We start from the raw sequence: 21387 nt of genomic DNA, 5'->3' as shown, positions 1-21387 counted from the left end.
AGATTTCTGCGGCGTGCTGCCCGGCGGAATGGGCGGCGCCGGCATTTTGGGCAACTTGCGCTTTGTTTTTTGGCCCAGACTGTTCTGCATCAGGCTGCCAGCCCCAGGTGACGGATTCGAAGGAGGGGCCGGAGCTTTCTTCTGCTGGACTTTCTTTCGTCCAAAACCACCAAACCAAGACATACAACACTCCAGTCATCAAAAAGATTGACCGAAGACTGACGCCCCAAGTAATTTATCTCTAATACATGTATATTTTAACAATATAAAATTTAGCGATAATTTATGAGCGGATCCGCAGCTGAGTAATACTGGCTTTGCCCCGGTTCATTCCGGAACGCCTCAAGGAAGTGCGACAACTGCCGTGCGGACGCCTACGCGTTGAAAGAGATCCTGCACGTCGCGGTTGGACATGCGGATACAGCCATAAGAGACAGCACGGCCGATGGATCCGGGGCGGTTTGTACCGTGAATCGCATAGTTGCCGTTGGACAGCGTCATAGCGGCAACACCCATCGGATTGTTCGGAGCGCCCCCGCGGATCACGGCCGGAAGATTCGGGAAGTCGCGCCGGACCTCCGGCGACGGCGACCAGGACGGCTTGACGTATTTAGCAGTGATTTGCGCAGTGCCCGTCCAAGCTTTTGCGGGCCTGCCCACCGCCACCTTGTAGCGGATTGCCCGGTTGCCGCGCAGGACAAGATACAGCCGCTTTTCCGAATTCTTGATAACGATTGTGCCCGGGCGAAACCGTTTGTCAGAGAAGCCAACGAGTTCAGCCGCTTGGCCAGCACTAGGCATCGCAACGGCGAGCAATGTGAGAATGGCGAAAAACAACGTGCAGTGACGCAACACCATGACAAGCTTCCAAAACAGATCGGGAGCCTGACCTTAAACAACGGTGACCTTCGTGGAAGCCACCTGCGGAAATTCCTCGATTTAACCTTAAGCAGCGTGGTTAAGCCGGCCGAAGCGCCAAATAAAAACCCCGCCCGGAATATTCCGGACGGGGCTTGAGACAACCTGCCTCTTTGGGTTTGCTAACCCTTATTTGTAGTCGTATTGGCCATCGCTCCACTCGTACCAGACATAGCCTGGCAGGGAGACGTCGCCTTTGTCGTCGAAAGACAGATCACCGAGAACCGTGGCGAAATTGCCTTCATTGAGCGCGCCGACCACTGCGTCGTAGTCGGTAGATCCGGCTGCCTTTGCAGCATCCGCCCAGGCCTGGATCGCAGCATACGTGTAAAGGGCATAGCCTTCAGCTGTCTTGCCTGCGTCCTCGAGAGCCTTCACGACCGGAGCAGCAATCGGGTTCTTGCGCGGATCTGGTGAGAAGGTCATAAGGGTGCCTTCGCCCGCCGGGCCAGTGATCGACCAATATTCGTCAGTCACAAGCGCATCACCGGATACGAGGAGCGTTTCCATGCCCTGGTCAACCATCTGACGCTTCATCAGGCCCGCTTCCGTGTGGTAGCCGCCGACATAAAGCACATTGATGTTTTCCTGCTTCAGCTTGGACACAAGCGCGGTGTAGTCCTTTTCACCGGCTGTGTAGGCCTCGTAGAGAGTCTCATCTTTCCCAAGGCTGTTCATCACGGCCTTAGTCGCGTCTGCAAGACCCTTCCCGTAGGCGGTCTTGTCGTGAACAACGGCGATGTTCTTGTCACCATACTCTTCGGCAAGGAAGGTACCGGCAACCTGGCCCTGCTGGTCGTCACGGCCGCAAACCCGGAAAACGCCCGGTCCCGGACGCTCATCGGTGAACTTCGGGTTGGTCGATGCCGGTGAAATCTGAATGATACCTTCCTCGGCATAGACGGCAGAAGCCGGAATGGAGGAACCGGAACAGAAGTGTCCGGCCATGAACACGACGTTCTTACCGACCATTTGGTTGGCAACAGCCACAGCCTGTTTCGGGTCGCAAGCATCGTCGCCCACTTCGAGAACGAGCATTTCACCATTGACGCCGCCAGCCGCATTGATGTCGGCAACAGCCTGCTCGGCCCCGGCTTTCATCTGCGCACCGAAGGAGGCGTATTGCCCGGTCATCGGACCCGCAGTTGCGATCACGATGTCCGCAAGAGCTGCCGTGGACATCGCCACGCCGGCTACTGCAGCAACACTCGCCAAAAGATACTTTTTCATCATCTACTCCCCTGGTTCCAGTTGTCTGGACCACTTTGGACAAGAAGCCCGGCGCCAATCGTCTTGGTACGTGCTTCCGGTTTTGGCAGACCCTTGTACGCATTGTGTTTTTGTTCGCACAATGGCCTGCCGGTTCCCCATGGGCGCGCTGTTACAGGCGCCCCTGGAATTCGATCAGCCTTCAGCGTAGCGGTCAGTCTGGCCTTCGCGCAACCGCCAAGTGAAGGGCCCGGTCTTTTCGTAAAGCCACACATATTGCGTGGTCATCTGCTTTGTCCGGGTGAACCGCCATCCGGCAAGGCCGAAGCCGAGCAACACCAGATAATCAACCACCAGGAACTGAACCGACAACAGTGTTCCTTCAAACAGCGCGAAGGTCAAAAAACGGATCGCCAACGTCAAAAGGAACAAGAACCAGCACAGCACCCAAAGCGGGCGCCATGTGTTGGCGCAAGCCCGGCCCGTCATCCAGGCGGCGCCTCCGCCCAGCGCGCACAGCAGGATCAGAAAAACGCCGAAGTATGTTTCGTAAAGAATACCCATGCCGCTCCCCTTAGTGCCGTCCGCCTTCAAGATAGGCCGCCTGAACGTCCTCTCTTGCCAGCAATTCTTTGCCGGTGCCTGACATGGTGATCTTGCCATTCACCATGACATATCCCCGGTGCGCGAGCTTCAGCGCATGATAGGCGTTTTGCTCAACCAGAAAAACGGTCAGGCCGTCAGTCTTGTTGAGGTCCCGGATAGCGTCAAAAATCTGTTTGACAATCAAGGGCGCCAAGCCGAGCGACGGCTCATCCAGAAGCAGGAGACGCGGCTTGGACATCAGCGCACGTGCAATCGCGAGCATTTGCTGCTCGCCGCCGGACAAGGTGCCGCCGCGCTGGTTACGCCGTTCCTTCAAACGGGGGAACAGGTCGAAGGCCTTGTCGAGACTGCCATCGACATCGTCATTGCCCGCAGTCTCCGCGCCCATGATGAGATTTTCCATCACACTCATGCGTGGGAAGATCCGCCGTCCCTCGGGAGACTGCGCAATCGACTTGCGCATGATCTCATGGGTCGGCATGCCCGTTATGTCCTCGCCGTCATAAAGGATCTGACCCGAACTGGCGCGCGGTGTGCCGCAAATCGTCATCATCAAGGTCGACTTCCCGGCACCGTTCGCACCGATAAGCGTGACGATTTCGCCCCGGTCGACCGTCATGTCGACCCCGCGCAAGGCAATGATCTTGCCATAGTGCGTTTCAACGTTTTTCACTTCCAGGAGGTGGTTTGCAGAGGTCATATGCCAACCTCCTCTTCAACGGCGTCCACCTCTTCGTCCGGCACTCCCAGATAGGCGGCGATCACCTTTGGATCGTCCTTGACTGCCGCCGCGGTTCCGTCGGAGATCTTTTCACCATAGTCCAGCACCACAACGTGGTCCGATATTTCCATCACAACGCTCATGTCGTGTTCAATCAGAAGGATCGAGGTTTGATGTTCCTTCCGGATGTACTGCAAAAGGGCATTGAGCTCTGCGCTTTCCTTGGGATTCAGACCCGCCGCAGGCTCATCGAGACATAGCAGTTCGGGCCCCGAACACATCGCCCGGGCGATTTCCAAACGGCGCTGGTCGCCGTAAGGCAGATCTGCGGCGGGAGCATCGGCCCGGTCAACGAGCCCGGTCTTTTCCAGCCAGTAGCAAGCGCGTTCGACCGCTTCACGCTCCGCCTTGCGGAAAGACGTAAGCCCAAAGATGCCCCCGATCGTGTAGCCGGAGGCCACCATCAGCGGATTGTGCTGGGCAACCATCAGGTTTTCCAGCAAGGTCATACCGCCGAACAACCGGATATTCTGGAATGTCCGGGCGACTTTGGCATGGGCCGAAATCTGGAAATCCGGCATGCGCTCAAGCAAGAAGTGCTCGCCGTTCAGCCGGTTCATCACGATCCGGCCTTCGGTGGGTTTGTAGAACCCGGTCAGGCAGTTGAAGACCGTTGTCTTGCCGGCACCGTTCGGGCCGATCAAAGCGGTGATATCGCCGCGGCCGACATTGAAAGACAGATCATCAACCGCAACCAGGCCACCAAAGCGCATGGTCAGGTGCTCGATCGTCAAGACAGGATTTATGTCCCAGGAACTCATCCGTGGCCCTCCTGCACGAGATCTGCGCTGATGCCCTTGCCCTTCTTGCCACTGAGCGTGATCGACGGCGCACGTGTTGAGATCAGACCGCGGGGTTTCCATACCATGATGATGACCATCAGCAGGCCAAAGACCAGCATGCGGTATTCCTCAAGGCCGCGGAAAAACTCGAACCCGCCAATCATCACGATCGCAGCGATAACGACGCCGATCTGGCTGCCAAGACCGCCGAGCACAACGATCGCAAGAATCACGGCTGATTCAATGAACGTGAAGCTTTCCGGCGAAATGAAGCCCTGGCGCGTTGCAAAGAACGAACCGGCGAACCCGCCGAACATCGCCCCAAGCGCAAACGCGGTCAGTTTCGTATTCGTCGTGTTGATACCCAGCGACCGACAGGCGATCTCATCCTCGCGCAAAGCTTCCCAAGCGCGTCCAACGGGAAGTTTGCGCAGCCGCATGGTCACGAAATTCGTGATCAAGGCCATGATCAGGATCAGGTAGTACAAGAAGATGATCCGGTGGATCGAGCTGTAATCAAGCCCGAACACATCGGCAAAGCCCCCCTCGCCGCGTGTGAATTCGATTCCAAAAAAGCTCGGGCGCGGAATGCCGGAAATACCGTCGGGGCCGCCAGTAAACTCGTACCAGTTGAGCAGAACAACACGGATGATCTCACCGAATGCCAACGTCACGATGGCAAGATAGTCACCCCGCAATCGCAGCACCGGGAAGCCGAGGATGATGCCCCAGAAAGCGGCAAGAATGCCGGCCAGCGGTAGGCAGATCCAGAAGGAAAAGCCGAAATACTGGGCAAGCAGCGCATAGGAATACGCGCCGACCGCGTAAAACGCGACATAGCCCAGATCAAGAAGACCTGCGAGCCCGACCACGATGTTCAAGCCCCATCCGAGCATGACATAGGTGGTCACCAGGATCGCCAGATCGAGATATTGGCGCGATCCGCGCGCGCCATAAGCCGACATCAACAGGAACGGGAGCAAAACCGCCAGAACCAAAAAGACCGGCATGGCATATTTTCCGAGCGGCGCAAGCGAGCTCATGCTCGGCATGAGACTCCCGGCCTTTTCGGTGACCGGCGTCTTTGTTTTCCATACGAAAAGATTCAAAAGCAGCCGTCCGCCGAACACGACCGCCACGGCGATTGCAACGGCAGCCCAGCGGTACTCGATCCCAAGCCCGCCGCCGAGGCCGCTTGCGACCTCCGCTTTCATCCCGATCAGCACGCTGAACAAGGCCAGGGCAATGAGCCCGCCCATTGCAGCGTCCTTCACGCAGTCAGTGAAGAAGTTTTCCGATTTCGAAGACATGGATCAAACCTTCTCCACTTCCGGTTTGCCGAGCAAACCCTCGGGCATGAAGATCAACACGATCGCCAAGATCGAGAAGGCCGCCACGTCCTTGTATTCAACAGAGAAGTATCCTGACCAGAAAGTCTCGATCAGTCCGATCAGCAGACCGCCGAGCATGGCACCAGGCAGAGACCCGATGCCGCCCAGAACCGCTGCGGTAAACGCCTTCACACCGGCCAGAAAGCCGATGTAAAAATCGATGACACCGTAATAGAGCAGGAACATCAGGCCCGCGACCGAGGCAAGCGCCGCCCCCATCACGAAGGTGAGCGAAATCGTCCGGTCGACATTGATGCCGAGAAGCGACGCCATCTTACGGTCCTGCTCGCAGGCACGCTGCGCCCGGCCGAGCGAGGTTTTGTTGATCAGCAGCGTAAATCCGATCATCAGGGCAAGTGTCACGACAATGATCAGGATCTGAGAGTAGGACAGCTGCACGGCAAAGCCGGACCCGTCCGCACCGCCGTCGCTGAGGCTAAAACCACCCGGAATCAGAGGTTGAAGCGGCTTGTTGCGCGCCCCTTGAGAAATCTGAACAAAGTTCTGTAGAGCGATAGACGCCCCGATTGCCGTGATCAGCGGCGCCAACCGGAATGAGCCCCGCAACGGGCGATAGGCAATCCGTTCGACCGTCCACCCCCAGGCGGCCGTCAGCGCCATCGACACGATCAGTACGCCGATCAGCGCAAGCACCAGCAATGCAATCGGCATCGCGGCCGTAATGCTGAATGCAACGATAAAGATAAGAGCGATGAATGCGCCGACCATAAAGATGTCGCCGTGCGCAAAGTTGATCATTCCGATGATGCCGTAGACCATCGTGTAGCCGATGGCGATGAGGCCGTAGATCGACCCCAGCGTGACACCATTGATCAGCTGTTGAAAAAAGTATTCCATGGTTTTTGTTATTACCCCCGGAGGCTCATGCCACTTCGTACAACGAGGCTTTCCGCCTTCATTACAAAATCCTTACCAAGCTGAATGAATTGAGACAATTCATCTCGCATTTCATGGGTCAGAAAAACAGAAGATTTCAAATTTGAACACATATGAGAAATTATATTTTCGATTGCGAAATCTTTGATCCTCAGAAATGAGGAGATTTCGTCTCTGAGTGCCGTCTTGACGAAGAACAGAGTCGGGATCCCGGTTGCAGCCCCGCCCTGCAAGCCTATAAACGAGGCGGCCGACCGGTTTAAACCTCCGCTGCAGCGCGGGCATAACCTGAGCCACAGGCATTTACCGGCACGGCCGGTGCAAAACCAGAACCCAGGAACCAGCATATTGGCACCAAACTCCGCCCGAACCCCAGCCGACAGCCTGCCGCTCGAAACCGAAACCTTTCGCGAAGCCATGAGCAGGATCGCGACGGCTGTTCACGTTGTGACGACAGATGGCACGGGCGGCTGCTTCGGAGCCACCATATCGGCTTTCGCCTCGGTCACCGACGAGCCTGCAAGCGTTCTTGTCTGCGTGAACCGGAGCAGCCGGGCCCATGATGCCATCATTGCGAATAAGGCATTTTGCGTGAACACCTTAGATGCTGGTCACGAGACAATTTCTGATGCTTTCGCCGGACGCGGGAAACTGGAGATGCACGAGCGGTTTGCACGCGGAAATTGGACAAAACTGGCAACTGGCTGCCCGGGTCTGGACAACGCCCGCCTCTCGGTCGATTGCGAAGTTTTCAGCGTGACAGAGGTCGGTACGCATTCGGTCATCATCGGCAGTGTTGTGGACCTGCGCATGCGCGAGCCTGGCAAGTCGCTGATTTACATCCGGCGCGGTTATGAGAAGGTCGAGAAATAACTCTTCGACCTTTTGGCCAAGTTGGGTTTACACTCTGCGACGTCATTGCTTCCATAAAGGGTAGCAGATCTTGCCTGGCCCCAGAAACCTCATCACGGACGTCCCCGGCCTTAAAGTTGGCAACGCCTCCGACCATGCGCTGAAATCCGGTGCGACCGTCCTCTTGCCAGACGATCCGGCTGTCGCATCCGTCGCGATCCATGGCGGTGCACCGGGCACACGGGAAATCGCCTTGCTGGAACCCGAGCAAACCGTCGACAAAGTCGATGCGGTCGTGCTGGCGGGAGGGTCGTCATTCGGCCTTGATGCGGGTGCAGGCGTTCAGGGGCGGCTTGCCGAACTGGGTTACGGTTTTGCGGTTGGCCCCGTGCGGGTCCCTATTGTGCCCACAGCAATCCTATTCGATCTTATCAATGGCGGTGACAAGAGCTGGGGCGAAGCGGCGCCCTATCGGGATCTCGGGCGCGCCGCGCTGGACGCGGTCAGTGAAGACTTTGCCCTTGGATCAGTGGGCGCCGGCGCAGGGGCAACAACAGCAAACCTCAAGGGCGGATTGGGGTCGGCCTCCATCGTTCTGGAGAATGGCGTCACGGTTGGCGCGCTCGTCGCGGTCAACGCCCTTGGCAGGGGGACGGTCGGCGACACGCGTCATTTTTGGGCTGCTCCTTTTGAACAGTCCAACGAATTCGGAGGTTATGGCCTGCCCTCGCCGCTACCGCTCGATGCCACCCATGTGCGCACGAAGCTTGACGCGTTGAAGGCGGGCGCAAACACAACGATCGCGGCCGTTGCCACCGATGCTGTTCTCACCAAGGCGGAAGCCAAGCGCCTGGCCGTGATGGCGCATGACGGGCTGGCGCGGGCGCTCTGGCCGGCTCACACCCCTTTGGATGGCGACCTGGTATTTGCGCTCTCCACCGGTCAAAAGAAACTGGATCGCGCCTTGGAAGACATGGTCCAAATCGGCGCGGCCGCAGCCTCTTGCCTGGCAAGGGCCGTCGCACGCGGGATCTACCATGCAACGGCTGCCGAAGGCGACCCGGTCCCAACCTGGCGGGGCCGGTTCGGATAGGCGGCAGGCCTACTCTGCGGCTTCAAGGAAGTCGCCGCCCTCACTCTTGCCGTTTGAATCACCACCGGACGATGACAGCTGATTCAGCAACGCTTCGCGCTTTTGAGCGGCTTTTTCCATGTTGGCTTCCTTGACCGGACCGAACCCGCGGATCAGATCCGGGATCCGTGCCAGTTCGACGAGCAAACCGTAATTGGCACTGCCCATGCGGCTCAATATCCGGTGCAAATCCTCCTGATACCGGGTAATGAGTTCCCGTTCGGCACGCCGTTCTGCGGTTTTCGAGAATGGGTCAAACCACTTGCCGCGGGCCCACTTGAACTTTGACATCAGGCCGAACGCCTTGAAGATCCAAGGACCGAAGGCGATTTTCATCGGGCGCCCGGTTTTCGGGTCGATCTGCCGGGCGATGAGCGGCGGGGCCAGATGCACTTTCAGTTTCTTCGGGTCGGCGAAACGGGCTGCAATTTTCTCCCGGAAGGCTGGCTCCGAATAAAGCCGTGCGACTTCGAATTCGTCCTTGTAGGCCATCACCTTATAGAGCATGTCGGCCACGGTCTCGCTCAACCGCATCGTGCCGGCCCCTTGTTGCTTGTCGGCCTCTTGGATACGTTTGACCAGCCCTGTGTATCTAGCTGCGTAGGCAGCATCCTGGTAAGCGGTCAGTTCATCTGCATAGAACGCGATTTTTTCGTCCAGCGTCCGCTCTACCGGTTTTTGCTCGCTCGGCAGAGCCTGCAGGATCTTGTCAGCATCCGCGGCCAGCACGCGGCCTGCACGGAAGGCCTGTATATTGTTTTTGACCGCTGCGCCATTCAGCGTCAGTGCGCCCTCAATCGCATCGGCTGAAATCGGCAAGGCACCCGACTGATAAGCCATGCCGATCAACAGCATGTTGGCATAGATCGCATCCCCCAGAAGTTTTTCGGCAATCCCGGCCGCATCCATCGCAAGGTAATGAGCGGACGCCTCGTTCAACGATGTGTTCATGCGGATTTCATCGAAAGACAGCGTCTGTTTCAGGACGAACTCAGCCGTCGGCGCAACGCGCGTGTTGGCGAAGGTTTTCGTCGCCTTGCGGTTTGCAAGAGCAAGCTGTTCGGCATTGGTCGCAACGACCATGTCACTGGCGATCAGCACATCCAGACTTGCCGTAGGAACCCGTGGCCCTTCGATGCTCTTGTCGCTGGCGGCAAAACGCACATGGGATGTTACCGGACCGCCCTTTTGCGCAAGACCGGTCATATCCAGTGTCGAGGCCTGCTTTCCATCGAGATGCGCTGCCATCGCGATAACGGCACTGATGGTTGTCACCCCCATACCGCCAATACCGGCAACAAGCAGGTTTTGCGTGCGGTCAAGCGGTGCCAGCCTGGGTTCGCTGAGCGCCGCGGCCAAGGCATCGATGTCAACCGATGCCTTTTCGGCCTTACGCAGGGCCGCACCTTCGATTTCAACAAACGAGGGACAAAATCCCTTTACGCAGGAATAGTCCTTGTTGCAGCTCGACTGGTTGATCTGCCGTTTTTCGCCGAACGGAGTGGCCAGCGGCTCGACGGAAAGACAGTTGGACTGAACCGAACAATCGCCGCAGCCTTCACACACCCGGTCATTGATGAACAGACGCTTGTCAGGGTCCGGAAACTGTCCGCGCTTGCGGCGGCGCCGTTTTTCAGCAGCGCATGTTTGATCGTAGACGATCACAGACACGCCCGGGAACTTCTGGAAGTCCTCCTGAACATCCATCAGATGATCGCGGTGGCGGACTTTGACACCCGGCGCCAGATTGCTCCAGCCGCCATAAACTTCTGGGTTTTCGCTGACAATCGCGATCTGCTCGACACCTTCGGCCTCAAGCTGGCGGGTGATCTGCGGCACTGTCAAAGTCCCGTCCACATCCTGACCGCCGGTCATCGCAACAGCATCATTATAGAGGATCTTGTAGGTGATCGGCACTTTCGACGCCAAAGCCTGGCGGATCGCAAGAATGCCCGAGTGGAAATAGGTGCCATCGCCCACATTGGCGAAGACATGCTTGTCCTTGGAAAATTCGCTTTGGCCGACCCAAAGAACGCCTTCGCTGCCCATGGCGATCTGTCCATCGCTGACGCGTCCTGCCAATTCGGCCATGGCATGGCAACCAATCCCCGGCATGGCCCGTGAGCCTTCCGGAACAACAGTTGAAGTGGAATGCGGGCATCCCGAGCAAAAATAGGGCGCGCGGGCGGCCCGCTCGGCGTGTCCTTGTGCCCACATCACCTGTTTGGTCATGCGATCTGCGACAGCGCGCATATCAGAGGTGACCGATTCTTCCGGCAGCCAGTTCAACAGCCCCTGGATGATTTCAGCAACAGAGAGTTCCAGAACATCCGACAGGAACGGCGCGCCGTTCGGGCGCCTTTTGCCCCAGATTTCCGGTCGGCTGCCCTCCGGCCAGTGATAGGAAATGTCCTTGATCTGCGGCTCGAGGAAGGCGCGCTTGTGCTCAACAATCATCAGGCGCTGCGCACCGCGGGCGAATGCGGACAGCCGCTCTGGCTCCAGCGGCCAGGGCATCGCGACCTTGTAGACCGCAAGACCCAGCTCGCGGGCACGCTTTTCGCTCAGCCCCATCAGATCCAGGGCCTGGCGCAAGTCCCGATAGGCCTTGCCAGTCGCAACGAGGCCCAGCTTGACGCGTTTTTCAGACCCGAAGGTCACATGGTCCAACTTGTTGGCGCGCACATAGGCCTGGGCCGCCGGCAGCCGAAGCTCGCGGACGAGCCGCTCAGTTTCCAGCCGGTTGCCCAGCAGGAGGTCGCGGTTTTGGCGATAATCAAGCCGCGGATCAAATTCGTTCGGGCGGATGAAGCTCAGTCTGTCATCGGAAACGTTGATCGTCGCCGAGGCGTCCATTGTGTCGGCAACACAAATAAAGCCCGTCCACAAGCTAGCGAACCGGGACATTTCCAAACCGTGCAGGCCGTAGTCCAGGACATCCTGGATGTCGCTCGGATTCAGAATCGGCATTTCCGCATGCTGGAAAAAGAAGTCGCTCTGGGCCGGCAAAATCGATGACTTTGCGAGGTGATCATCGCCAGCAAGCGCCAATACACCGCCGTTGCGGTCCGTTCCGGAAGCGTTTGCCTGTTTGAGAACGTCGCCGGCCCGGTCTACCCCCGGCGCCTTGCCATACCAAATGCCAAACACGCCGTCATAGCCATCGAACGTCTTGTTGACGGCCAATTTCTGGCTACCCATAACCGCGGTTGCGCCCAGCTCTTCGTTGACACCGGGCTTAAAAACAATATTCCAGTTCGCGAGATGGCGCTTAGAGCGCATCAGTTCGGTGTCATATCCACCCAGCGGCGATCCGCGATAGCCCGATATAAAACCTCCGGTTTTCAGAGATTTCAGCCGATCAAGGCGGGCACGATCGAATGTCAGGCGAACAAGTGCCTGGATGCCGGTCAGGTAAACTTGCCCGCTGGTCGCGACATACTTGTCGTCGAGCGTCACTGTCGGCACATGTACATTCATCCGTTTTCCCTCCTCACCGAAAACATGATGGCATGCGGCCACGTTCCAGACCGCTTAATATAAGACTAATATCATCCTTCCTGGCGGCAAATTCTGTGCTATCGTCCTCCCAAACAGGATAAACAACGCAGAATTATTTCCTTCCAGAGCTATGACCGAAAAATATCTTCTCGACCCTTCAGACATCCGCGTGTTGCGCGTTCTCCAACGCGACGCCTCTCTTTCAATTGCCGAAATCGCAAAGGAAGCGGGGATGAGCCAGACCCCGTGCTGGCGGCGCATAAAGAAGCTTAAGGAACAAGGCGTCATCAAGCAAATCACGGCCGTGATAGACCGTGAAACCGTCGGCTTGGGTTTTGTCGCTTATTCGTTCGTCAAACTTGCCGTGCCCAGCCGCGAAAACATGGAAACCTTTGACAAGCTGGTGCATCGTTGGCCGGAGGTCGTGACATGCGAGCGCATCACGGGTGCAGTCGACTACCTGATCAAGGTGGTGACGGACGACATCAAGACCTACGACAATTTTCTCCGGCTGAAGCTGCTGGACAATACGCTGGTGTCCGATGTGCAGTCACGCATCGTGGTCAACACGGTCAAAGACACGGTTGCCCTGCCGTTGCGGGAAAATTAAGGATGGAGCGCCCGAAGGCTATAGACGGCGCAACAGCGCCGCCCAAGCAGACCTTCGCGCAATTCAGGGAACTGCCCCGCACTGTAAATAGGTTCGTAAATTCCTGGCGCAGACTTTTCGACATACGGCCTGATCACGTCGACATGTGCGGAAAACTCATCTCTGTCGCGCCATTCGTTATAGGCGGCAAGGCTCTCGAAAACGGCGGGATTGAATCATGCCCGGCGGCACCGACGCTGCGCCGCCACCGCAGAGGTTCGGGCGGTCAGTCCGTGTCAACCTTCACGACAGATCCCGTGTTCCGGTCGATATCGAATTCCAAGCGTTTGCCTTCCAGAGACGCTTCGACTTCCACAACATTGCTTGACACATCAATTTCGCGGATCTCGTAGCCCTTGTCCTCAAAGGCTTCTGCAATCTCCGAGACAGTCGTGCCGACGGCATCACCAACTCCAAAAGCCAATGCGGGACCGCTGGCCATCACCACGGTCAATCCAACGCCCGCAGCGGCGCTTGAGCGGATCCTGGCAAGTAGTTTCATAGTGTTTCTCCACACGGGTTTAGTTCAAGCCCTTCACCAAGGGATTTGACCGGGAGATTGTGGCATAAAGAAGCAAAACTCCCTTAAGTTTCGGTAATGTAGACAGATGACCGCTTGGCAGCATGATGGCCTGTCCTGTTAGGTATGCGTCTGCCCACGTAGAGCAGAACGGCTGCCCTTCGTGCTGGCCAACCCGACAGGGAGGCGGCCTCGACCGCTGCGCCAATGACCGAAGGCCTTAAACCTCTCCTTCCAGCAAGGTTTAGAACCGCGGGTTGATGGATTTCCGGCAAATCCGGGCGCTTTTACTTTCAAGCGCTGTTCAAGCGAGAAGGCAACCGCACACTGACACAGATCGTTTTGTCGAAAGCGCGTCATTCCAAAACGCAGCAAGGCAGGGCGGCATATTGCTGCCCTGCTGGAGTCTCGAAGATGAGACCCACCCGGCCTCAGTCAAGCCCGCGGTTTTGCAGGTTTTCCATCGCAATTTCGGCGATGTAGCCCAGATCGTCATTGTCGACCACATCCTCAAAAAGCGTGTAGAGGTGTTTCGCCTCAATATGCGGGTTCTGGGCGAAAGCCGCTTTCGCCTCCTCAGGCACACTTGGATCGCGGGCTATAAAGTCCTTCACTGACGAAGATGGAATCTGGACGCTGTCCAGGCCGAACGAATTCGTAAAACCGCCACCCAGGACAATGGTTCCATCATCATCTTCAAATGCGCCGCCGAAGGTTTCGGTCAGCCCGGGCGAGTTCATCACATTCCGAACAGTATCGGGTGTCGCATTCTTGTGGAACGTGAGTTCACGTTTCACCTCATCGGGAACACTGCTATTGTTCGCAAGATTTTCGAGTGTTTTCGTGTCGCAATGCGGGCTCTTGAGAATGCTTCTGAACAGGCCGCTGCCATCAGTCTTATGCTTCGCCGCCTGATCAACAACATTTTTCTGCAGGCCTTGGTCAAGGCTAGAATATTTGTCAGATGCAAAAATCTTCGCAGCCTCATTTGGTTCGACAGAGCCAAATTTTACATACTGGTTACTTGTAATATTGTACCCCTGTTTCGAGGTCTGACTCAGACTTATCGTATCTTTCATATTTAAATACGATGCTGACTTGCTCTGAACATCATTCGGCAGCGTCTTGTCTGGATCAGTTCCGATCAGTTTGCCGTAGGTCTCCGCATCTTTTTTAAATGCGAAGAGTTTTGACTGCGCACCGAGCTTGCCTTTTTGCGGCTTGTTTTCATTCGGCGAAAAAGCAGAAGATTCCGGCGCTGAATCTGAATTTTTATTTGAGCTATACTGCATCCCGTTGGGATTAACACCCTTAAGACTTGCCATTTTTAAATTTCCCATCATTGAAACTCGGATGGGGTATAAATCAAAGTCTTCTATTCATTGAAATCAGATTTCTTTATTGCTTGATACGTCGTGTGGGCGCACCGGCGCACTCATCGGAGCGTTGAGGTTGTTCTGCTGCGCCATTGACCAGATGGCGGGCATTGCATTATCCGGGCACTTGACGGACTAAAGCTACGCCAAAACCGCCAGTGTCACGACCGAGAGTGTCGTTGAGATCAAAATCGCGCGCATCAAACGCGTGGCATCGATTTTGTACCGCAACGCGAGCACAAAGGGCATGGCGCCGCATGGGCCTGCTGCCACCAGTAAGACCGCGTGATCCCATACCTCTCCGGACAGACGTACAGCCTCAGGCAAAAACGCCGCCAGCGCGGCTGCGAACAGGACGGGATGCAGAAACAGCTTGAGCACGACCGGCCACAGGCTGGCCCCGTCTATCTCGCGGATGCGGACCGCGGACAACATGATGCCCAGACCAAACAAAGCAGCGGGTGCCGTTGCGCCTCCAACAAAATCGACGTAGCGCGCCAACCCTTCTGGCAACGGCAGCGCGAGAAGATTGACGGCCGCCCCCGCGGCGAGCGACAGGATCAATGGATTGCTGCCGATCTGCCTACCGATTTTGACAAGCGACCCGGAGCCTGCGGTCACGACATCCAGCAACAATATCGTCGCGCCATACAGCACGACCGCGTCCATCGCCATGATGGCCGCAACCGGGAGGGCCGCTTCCGGGCCGATTACCTTCACGGCAATCGGGAACACGAAAAACACATGGTTGGCGAAACAGCCTGCCATCCCGAGAAGGAGTGCTTCGGTCGCCGGACGCTTGAACAAATAGCGGGCAAGACAAAAGCCCAGCGCGTAGACAAAAACCTCGCTGGCCAGATAAAGCATCATGACCCGCATATCGAAATCATTCAGCGGCGCCCTCGCTACGAGCCCGAACAACAGCGCCGGCAGCGCGGCAAGGATCACAAACTGATTGATCGATGCCGCGTCCCGCGGAGCCAGAATCTTCCGCCACCCGAGCACGTACCCGAGCAGCAAGGCGGCAAAAACCGGCAAAATTGCCGTTTGCAGCGCGTCCAGAACAGATGTCATCAAATAAATCTCAAAGGGGAATAAGGCACCGGATCAACGCAACATGGCTGACCGGTCATGAGCTCTGCAAGCAAGCGGCCGGTGGCCGGCCCGAGCGTGAATCCCGCGTGGCCATGGCCGAAATTAAACCACAGGCCCTCCGTACGCGGTGACAGGCCGATGACCGGCAGGCCATCCGGCATGCAAGGACGGCAGCCCATCCACGGATCTTCGTCGAGTGCACGGCCAAGTGTGAGAAACGAACTGGCTGCGCGCTTCGCCTGTATCAGCTGCACCGGTGTCGGCGGCGCATCACGCTGCGCAAATTCCACACCGGTGGTCAGCCGGATTCCCTGGTCCATCGGCGTAAGGGCATATCCGTTGTCCATATCGACCACCGGCCGGGATAGCGAACCACCAGAGACCGGCCGGAAATGCTGGTGATACCCGCGCTTGACCGCCATCGGATAGTGCTCATCCATCTGCGCGAGCCAGGTTCCAGACCAGGGTCCGAGCGCCACCACAAGTTCCTTGGCATCGATCACGTCCCGTGTTGCCGTCAGCCGCCAATGACTTCGCTTGGCCTCCAGCCTCTCACCATCGCCATAGAAAAACTGGCCGCCGATCTGTATAAAATACCGCCAAAAGGCGTTTGTTACGGCGCCGGGGTTGGACACCGATTCCGTCTCGGGCCAATGAACACCGAGCATTTTGCCTGCCCGGATGCCCGGCTCGACGGAATTGATCTCGCCGGCCGAAAGCTCCTGATACTCGACGCCAAAAATCCTGGCGTAGTGCCGCTCAGCCTCATCGGCGTTGAAGCTTCGCAGCGAGCGGTAAAGGCTGAGCCAGCCGGTGCTGCGGTAGAACCGGTCCGCATTGGACGGACGGGCAAGCGCGCGATGCTCATCCAATGCGACCTTGCGCAAAGCACCTGCCGCATGCGCATAAGCCTGCACTTGCTCCTTGCCGCCCTGCTTGTAGAGCTGCCAAAGCCATGGTGCGCGCTTGAAGACCGTGCCCAAATCGTAGTTGGCTGCAATTGATTGCTTAAAAATAATTGCCGCCAAAACACTTGGCGATCTGGGAAACCCATGCGGCACAAACCCGTTGCGTTCGATGATACCGGCGTTTCCGTAAGATGTCTCTTCACCGGGATGTGTACGGTCGACAAGTGCAGTGCGAACACCGCGTTTTTGCAGGTGAACGGCCGTTGAGACGCCGACTATTCCAGCGCCGAGAACGATGGCGTCGAATTTCTGCACGTTGCCCTCTTGGAAAAGACCAGTATTCGCTCTTAACCTAAACGCCCTTAAAACAACAATCTTTCGCTGCGTCATCAACAGAACACCGCAGAAAAAGAGATCTCCAGGCTCCGGAGCTCATGATTTACGCCCCTTTGCATCTGCTTGGCTGGATCGGCCGCCGTGGAACTGCGGCTGTTGCAGCCAGCGTTCTGATCGGCATGACCTTGCCGTCTTTTTCAGCGCTGGCCCGCCCTTATCTGACCGAGGCGGTTTTTGTTCTTCTGGTGCTCGCGTTTTTGCGGGTTGATCCGGTGGCGGTTGCCGCCAGGCTGCGCAAGCCGATGCTGCTGGCCGCCGCCTCGGCCTGGATGATGATCGGGCTTCCGGCCTTCTCCGTGCTCGGTGCCCACGTGGTTGGCCTGACCGAACTCGGGCCCGACATCATGCTGGCGGTGTTTATTGCCACCGCCGCGCCATCGGTCATGTCGGCGCCAGCCTTCATCTACCTGATGGGCCTGGACGGTGCGCTCAGCCTGACCATTCTGATCGCATCGGTCGTTGCAACGCCCCTGACCGCACCTATCCTCGGCGAGTTAATGCTTGGGGCGGCCCTGCCCATCAACGGGCCCAAACTGGCCTTGCAACTCGCTTTGCTTTTGGGCGGCGCCTATGTCGTTGCGGCGCTCATCCGCAAAATATCCGGTCCGCAGCGCATCGTCGCCTACACCCACCAAATTGATGGCCTCAACGTTCTTGTGCTCTTGTTCTTTGCAATTGCCGCGATGGACAGTGTGGCTGCCAATTTCGCATCGCGGCCGTTATTCTCGGCCGGCCTTGCAGCGCTTACCTTTGCCGTTGCTCTTGTTCAGATCGGCCTCACCCTGGCGGTTTTTTACCCGGCGGCCCGGGCGGACGCCTTTGTCATCGCCCATTCGGCCGGCGCCAGGAACATGGGACTGATGGTGGCAGCCCTTGGCGGAACCCTGCCTGAATTTGCTTGGCTCTGGTTCGCCCTCGGCCAGCTTCCGATCTATATGCTGCCCATGATCCTGAAGCCGGTCGCGCGGCGGTATTTTTCACCCGCGCCCGCGCCGACGCTCTAAGCCCGCCTGACAGCCCGGCCGAACCGGGCTAGACTGCCACGTCACCGGATTTGGGAGGTGGAAGATGCTCATCAAAACCCTGTTCCGCAGAGTATTCGGTCTTGGCGCCGCATGCCTGCTTTCAGCCATGCCCGCGGCCGCAGGCGATCAGGCAACACTCGAGGTGCTCGGGTTTTCGCAAGACGGCCGGTATTTCGCCTTCGAACAGCACGGCATTCAGGACGGTTCTGGCTTTCCATATTCGGAAATTTACGTGATCGATGTCCACGCCGATAGTTGGGTCAGTCCCTCGCCGTTCCGGCAAAGGGACAAGATCGACGACAGCCAAGGCTATGACCCGGTCGCGTTGTTGAACAAGACCCGCGGTGAAAACCGGCTTGCAGCGCAATCGCTTTTGGCAAGCACGGCAATCGCGGGGTTTGGCGCGACGGTTGGCAGCAACCCCGTGACCGAGCTGTCGGCCGATCCTTTCAACATGACAGTCAATATCAGGCCAGTTGTTCCGCCAATTGACGGTCCCATGGAAATTGAGCTCGCCGAATTCGAACTGCCCGATGCGACATGTGCAAGTTATGGCGTTCAAACCAAGGGGTTCCAGCTCAACACCGTCTATGGCGGAGAGGCCCGGGTGCGCCACTTCGACAAGTCGCTTCCAAAAAGCCGGGGCTGCGCAACCGGATACCGGATCGAACGTGCGGTGTCTTTTTTCCCGGATGGCAAGCCACCGGTGATTGCGATCATCGTTCATATTGCAAAGCATGGATTTGAAGGGCCGGATGGGCGATTTCTTGCCATAACGGGGCGGTTATAGACCGCTAAACCGATTTGGAGCCGCAGCCGCATCTTGTCCTTCACGCGGCAGCGTGATAGCGCGCTGACAAATAGCCTTCGCACGCTTTTGGAGCCCTGCCTCAATGACCAAAGACCTCTTGATTGCCCCGTCCATTCTTGCCTCTGACTTTTCCAAACTGGGCCAGGAAGTTCGCGACGTGGTCGAGGCCGGCGCCGACTGGATCCATCTTGACGTCATGGACGGCCATTTCGTTCCCAACATCACCTTCGGCCCGGATGTCATTGCCAAGCTGCGACGGCACACGGACAAGATATTCGACACCCATTTGATGATCGCTCCGTGCGACCCGTATTTGGAAGCCTTCGCAAAAGCAGGCTCGGATATCATCACCATACATGCAGAAGCCGGGCCGCATCTCGACCGCTCGCTTCAGGCAATCCGCAATCTGGGCAAGAAAGCCGGCGTCTCTTTGAACCCGTCCACGCCGGAAAGCGTTTTGGAATACGTTCTGGATCGTCTCGATTTGATCCTTCTCATGACGGTCAACCCGGGTTTTGGCGGTCAAAAATTCATTGAAGCCGTTGTCGACAAGGTCGCCCGTGTCAGGGACATGATTGGTGACCGGCCGATCGACATCGAGATCGATGGCGGCGTAACACCCGAAACCGCTCCGCTTGTTACCAAGGCAGGCGCCAATGTTCTTGTGGCCGGTTCCGCGGTTTTCAAAGGCGGAACTGTCGAAAGCTACCGCGCCAACATAAATGCGATCCGGTCTTCTGTGGCGTAACAGTTTTTCACGCTTCCAAAATTCGGCAGATCGCTGTTTGATGCGGGAATCCGGGTGGCCTCTCGTCGCCACTGGACAACTCCGGGAGCCGCTTCTTGGCCCATATGCAGCGTAGCATCGGTCTGTTAAGCCTGACCTTTATTGCCATTAGCGGCATTTTGGGTTCCGGATGGCTGTTCGCACCGCTTCTTGCCGCAAAGGCAGCAGGTCCATCTGCCCTCATCGCCTGGATCATAGGCGGTTTTGCCATGCTTTTGCTGGCGGCCACATTTGCGGAAATCGCCTCGATACTGCCGGTCGCGGGAGGGATCGGCCGTGTACCGATGTTTTCACATGGCTCGGTCGTCTCGATGGCCATGGGCTGGACGGCCTGGGTCGGGTACAGTACGACTGCAACCATCGAGGTCGAGGCCATTCTGCGGTATTCAGCCGGACTTGCCCCATGGCTCTACGCCGATGGGCACGATCTGACCGTTTGGGGGCGGGTCACCGCGTGCCTTCTGCTGCTGTTTTTTGTCGTTCTCAATGCGTTTGGCGTGCGCCTGTTTGCCCGTTTGAATACCGGCCTTACCTGGATAAAGATCATTGTGCCGGCACTGCTTGCGCTGGTGATTTTATCCGCCGAATTCCGCTATGCGAATTTCAGCGCCTATGGCGGCTTCGCTCCGGAAGGGCTGAAGGGCATTCTGGCCGCGGTTTCCAGCGGCGGGGTCATCTTTGCGCTGATCGGCTTCCGCCACATCATCGATATGGCCGGCGAAGCGCGCAACCCACAGGTCAATGTACCGCTCGCGCTGGTTCTAAGCCTGGTTGTTTGCGTGGCAATCTACGCCGGACTGCAAATCGCGTTTGTCGGCGCCTTGAGTGAAAAAGAGCTGGCCGATGGCTGGGCAGGACTGCATTTTTCAAGTGAGCTTGGACCAATGGCCGCGATCACCACTGCGGTCGGCGCGCTATGGCTTGTCAGCATCTTGAACATCAGCGCGCGCATTTCCAGCTTTGCGTCCGCACTTGTCTCGGTCGGATCGAACGCCCGGCTTGGTATGGCCATGGCGCAAAACGGCCTGTTCCCGAAATTCATGCAGCATTTGTCAGACCGTGGTGTTCCGATGTTCGCGCTGTTCATCAACTTCCTCGCGTCCGCCGCGTTTTTCTTTGCCCTGCCCTTTCGAGAAGTGATAGCGCTCAACACCGTTTCGATCGTGTTGTCCTTCATTGTAGGGCCAATCGCGGTCGTCGCCTTCCGCAGTCTGCTCTCGGACACAAAACGTGCATTCAAGCTGCCTTATGTGCATGTGACAGCATGCGCGGCATTCATTGTGGCAACACTGATCATCTACTGGAGCGGCTGGCATACCATGCTTCATTTGAGCATCTGCATTGCGGTTGGTCTGCTCTTGTTGATGTACAGGAAACTGCGAGGCAAACTCGAAGAGCTCGACTGGCGGGAAGCGGCTTGGCTTGTTCCTTATCTGGCCGGGATTGTTGGCCTGTCATATGCAGGCTCCTTCGGCGGGGGAAGCGGCATGATGCCGGTCGGCCCGGATATGCTGGTCATCGCGGCATTTGCAACCGCCATTTTTGTGCTGGCGGTCAGATCCAGTCTGTCCCAGGAAAAGTTCGACCACTACATGGCCGAAGAAAAAGCGGACGAGATCGACGAATACGGAGCGGATGGCGGCGGTCCAATCGAAACCACAGGCGTTCAACGGTAGGCGCACAGGGTTCGGCGGCCGATGCATTGAGATAAACCCGCCCTTCTGATACATCCGCGCCAACATCTCCTTAAA

19 protein-coding genes are annotated in these 21387 nt (G+C 57.3%); 7 read left to right on the top strand and 12 right to left on the bottom strand.

The window, feature by feature from the left end; all coding sequences use genetic code 11:
- Positions 1-342: 342 nt before the first annotated feature.
- The 7 genes from JM93_RS07185 to JM93_RS07155 all read right to left on the bottom strand — a co-directional run bounded on the left by JM93_RS07185 (position 343) and on the right by JM93_RS07155 (position 6545).
- Positions 343-858: a L,D-transpeptidase gene (locus JM93_RS07185; protein WP_145341711.1), complete on the bottom strand. Its 516-nt coding sequence runs from the start codon at positions 856-858 to the stop codon at positions 343-345.
- A 189-nt stretch (positions 859-1047) separates the two neighbouring features.
- Positions 1048-2148: a branched-chain amino acid ABC transporter substrate-binding protein gene (locus JM93_RS07180; RefSeq protein WP_145341907.1), complete on the bottom strand. Its 1101-nt coding sequence runs from the start codon at positions 2146-2148 to the stop codon at positions 1048-1050.
- A 174-nt stretch (positions 2149-2322) separates the two neighbouring features.
- Positions 2323-2691 (bottom strand): DUF6867 family protein, encoded by a 369-nt coding sequence (locus tag JM93_RS07175; RefSeq protein ID WP_145341709.1) that lies wholly within the window; start codon positions 2689-2691, stop codon positions 2323-2325.
- 10 nt (positions 2692-2701) lie between these two features.
- Positions 2702-3433: an ABC transporter ATP-binding protein gene (locus JM93_RS07170; protein WP_145341707.1), complete on the bottom strand. Its 732-nt coding sequence runs from the start codon at positions 3431-3433 to the stop codon at positions 2702-2704.
- Positions 3430-4275, bottom strand: a complete 846-nt coding sequence (locus tag JM93_RS07165; protein ID WP_145341705.1) for an ABC transporter ATP-binding protein — start codon at positions 4273-4275, stop codon at positions 3430-3432. Before JM93_RS07165 ends, JM93_RS07170 begins: the two co-directional genes overlap by 4 nt.
- Positions 4272-5606, bottom strand: coding sequence for a high-affinity branched-chain amino acid ABC transporter permease LivM (gene livM / locus JM93_RS07160; RefSeq protein ID WP_145341703.1), 1335 nt, complete (start codon positions 5604-5606; stop codon positions 4272-4274). Before livM ends, JM93_RS07165 begins: the two co-directional genes overlap by 4 nt.
- A 3-nt stretch (positions 5607-5609) precedes the next feature.
- The gene (locus tag JM93_RS07155; RefSeq protein ID WP_145341701.1) at positions 5610-6545 is read right to left on the bottom strand and encodes an ABC transporter permease subunit; all 936 of its coding nucleotides are present in this window, start codon (positions 6543-6545) and stop codon (positions 5610-5612) included.
- A 387-nt stretch (positions 6546-6932) separates the two neighbouring features.
- Between JM93_RS07155 and JM93_RS07150 the strand changes: the two genes are divergently transcribed.
- Positions 6933-7457, top strand: a complete 525-nt coding sequence (locus JM93_RS07150; RefSeq protein ID WP_208994983.1) for a flavin reductase family protein — start codon at positions 6933-6935, stop codon at positions 7455-7457.
- A gap of 70 nt (positions 7458-7527) precedes the next feature.
- Positions 7528-8529: a P1 family peptidase gene (locus JM93_RS07145; RefSeq protein ID WP_145341699.1), complete on the top strand. Its 1002-nt coding sequence runs from the start codon at positions 7528-7530 to the stop codon at positions 8527-8529.
- A gap of 9 nt (positions 8530-8538) precedes the next feature.
- Here JM93_RS07145 and JM93_RS07140 read toward each other — a convergent pair whose 3' ends face one another.
- The gene (locus JM93_RS07140; protein WP_145341697.1) at positions 8539-12048 is read right to left on the bottom strand and encodes an indolepyruvate ferredoxin oxidoreductase family protein; all 3510 of its coding nucleotides are present in this window, start codon (positions 12046-12048) and stop codon (positions 8539-8541) included.
- A 151-nt stretch (positions 12049-12199) separates the two neighbouring features.
- Here JM93_RS07140 and JM93_RS07135 point away from each other — a divergent pair, with 151 nt between their 5' ends.
- Complete coding sequence (locus tag JM93_RS07135; RefSeq protein ID WP_145341695.1) at positions 12200-12679, top strand: Lrp/AsnC family transcriptional regulator; 480 nt, start codon at positions 12200-12202, stop codon at positions 12677-12679.
- Positions 12680-12944: 265 nt separating this feature from the next.
- Here JM93_RS07135 and JM93_RS07130 read toward each other — a convergent pair whose 3' ends face one another.
- The 4 genes from JM93_RS07130 to JM93_RS07115 all read right to left on the bottom strand — a co-directional run bounded on the left by JM93_RS07130 (position 12945) and on the right by JM93_RS07115 (position 16932).
- The gene (locus tag JM93_RS07130) at positions 12945-13220 is read right to left on the bottom strand and encodes a PepSY domain-containing protein (RefSeq protein WP_145341693.1); all 276 of its coding nucleotides are present in this window, start codon (positions 13218-13220) and stop codon (positions 12945-12947) included.
- A 449-nt stretch (positions 13221-13669) separates the two neighbouring features.
- Positions 13670-14563, bottom strand: a complete 894-nt coding sequence (locus JM93_RS07125) for a hypothetical protein (protein WP_145341691.1) — start codon at positions 14561-14563, stop codon at positions 13670-13672.
- A 192-nt stretch (positions 14564-14755) separates the two neighbouring features.
- On the bottom strand, positions 14756-15688 hold the full coding sequence (locus tag JM93_RS07120) for an AEC family transporter (RefSeq protein ID WP_145341689.1): 933 nt from the start codon (positions 15686-15688) through the stop codon (positions 14756-14758).
- A complete protein-coding gene (locus JM93_RS07115; protein WP_145341687.1) occupies positions 15688-16932 on the bottom strand; it encodes an NAD(P)/FAD-dependent oxidoreductase in 1245 nt (414 codons plus the stop codon). Before JM93_RS07115 ends, JM93_RS07120 begins: the two co-directional genes overlap by 1 nt.
- 119 nt (positions 16933-17051) lie before the next feature.
- On the opposite strand from JM93_RS07115, the gene JM93_RS07110 reads away from it, so the two are divergent.
- The 4 genes from JM93_RS07110 to JM93_RS07095 all read left to right on the top strand — a co-directional run bounded on the left by JM93_RS07110 (position 17052) and on the right by JM93_RS07095 (position 21312).
- The gene (locus JM93_RS07110; protein ID WP_145341685.1) at positions 17052-18017 is read left to right on the top strand and encodes a sodium:proton symporter; all 966 of its coding nucleotides are present in this window, start codon (positions 17052-17054) and stop codon (positions 18015-18017) included.
- Positions 18018-18081: 64 nt separating this feature from the next.
- Entirely contained in the window at positions 18082-18828 is a 747-nt protein-coding gene (locus JM93_RS07105) for a DUF2259 domain-containing protein (protein WP_145341683.1), read from the top strand.
- A gap of 103 nt (positions 18829-18931) precedes the next feature.
- Positions 18932-19597 carry a ribulose-phosphate 3-epimerase gene (rpe, locus tag JM93_RS07100; protein WP_145341681.1) on the top strand — a complete coding sequence of 222 codons (666 nt, stop codon included), beginning with the start codon at positions 18932-18934 and terminating at the stop codon, positions 19595-19597.
- 104 nt (positions 19598-19701) lie between these two features.
- The gene (locus JM93_RS07095; protein WP_145341903.1) at positions 19702-21312 is read left to right on the top strand and encodes an APC family permease; all 1611 of its coding nucleotides are present in this window, start codon (positions 19702-19704) and stop codon (positions 21310-21312) included.
- The last annotated feature ends 75 nt before the right edge of the window (positions 21313-21387 follow it).

The organism is Roseibium hamelinense (genome assembly GCF_007830545.1).
In the GTDB taxonomy this organism is placed as follows: Bacteria; Pseudomonadota; Alphaproteobacteria; order Rhizobiales; family Stappiaceae; genus Roseibium; species Roseibium hamelinense.
Note: the sequence above shows the minus strand (reverse complement) of the source record. Positions and strands in the feature narration are given on the sequence as shown.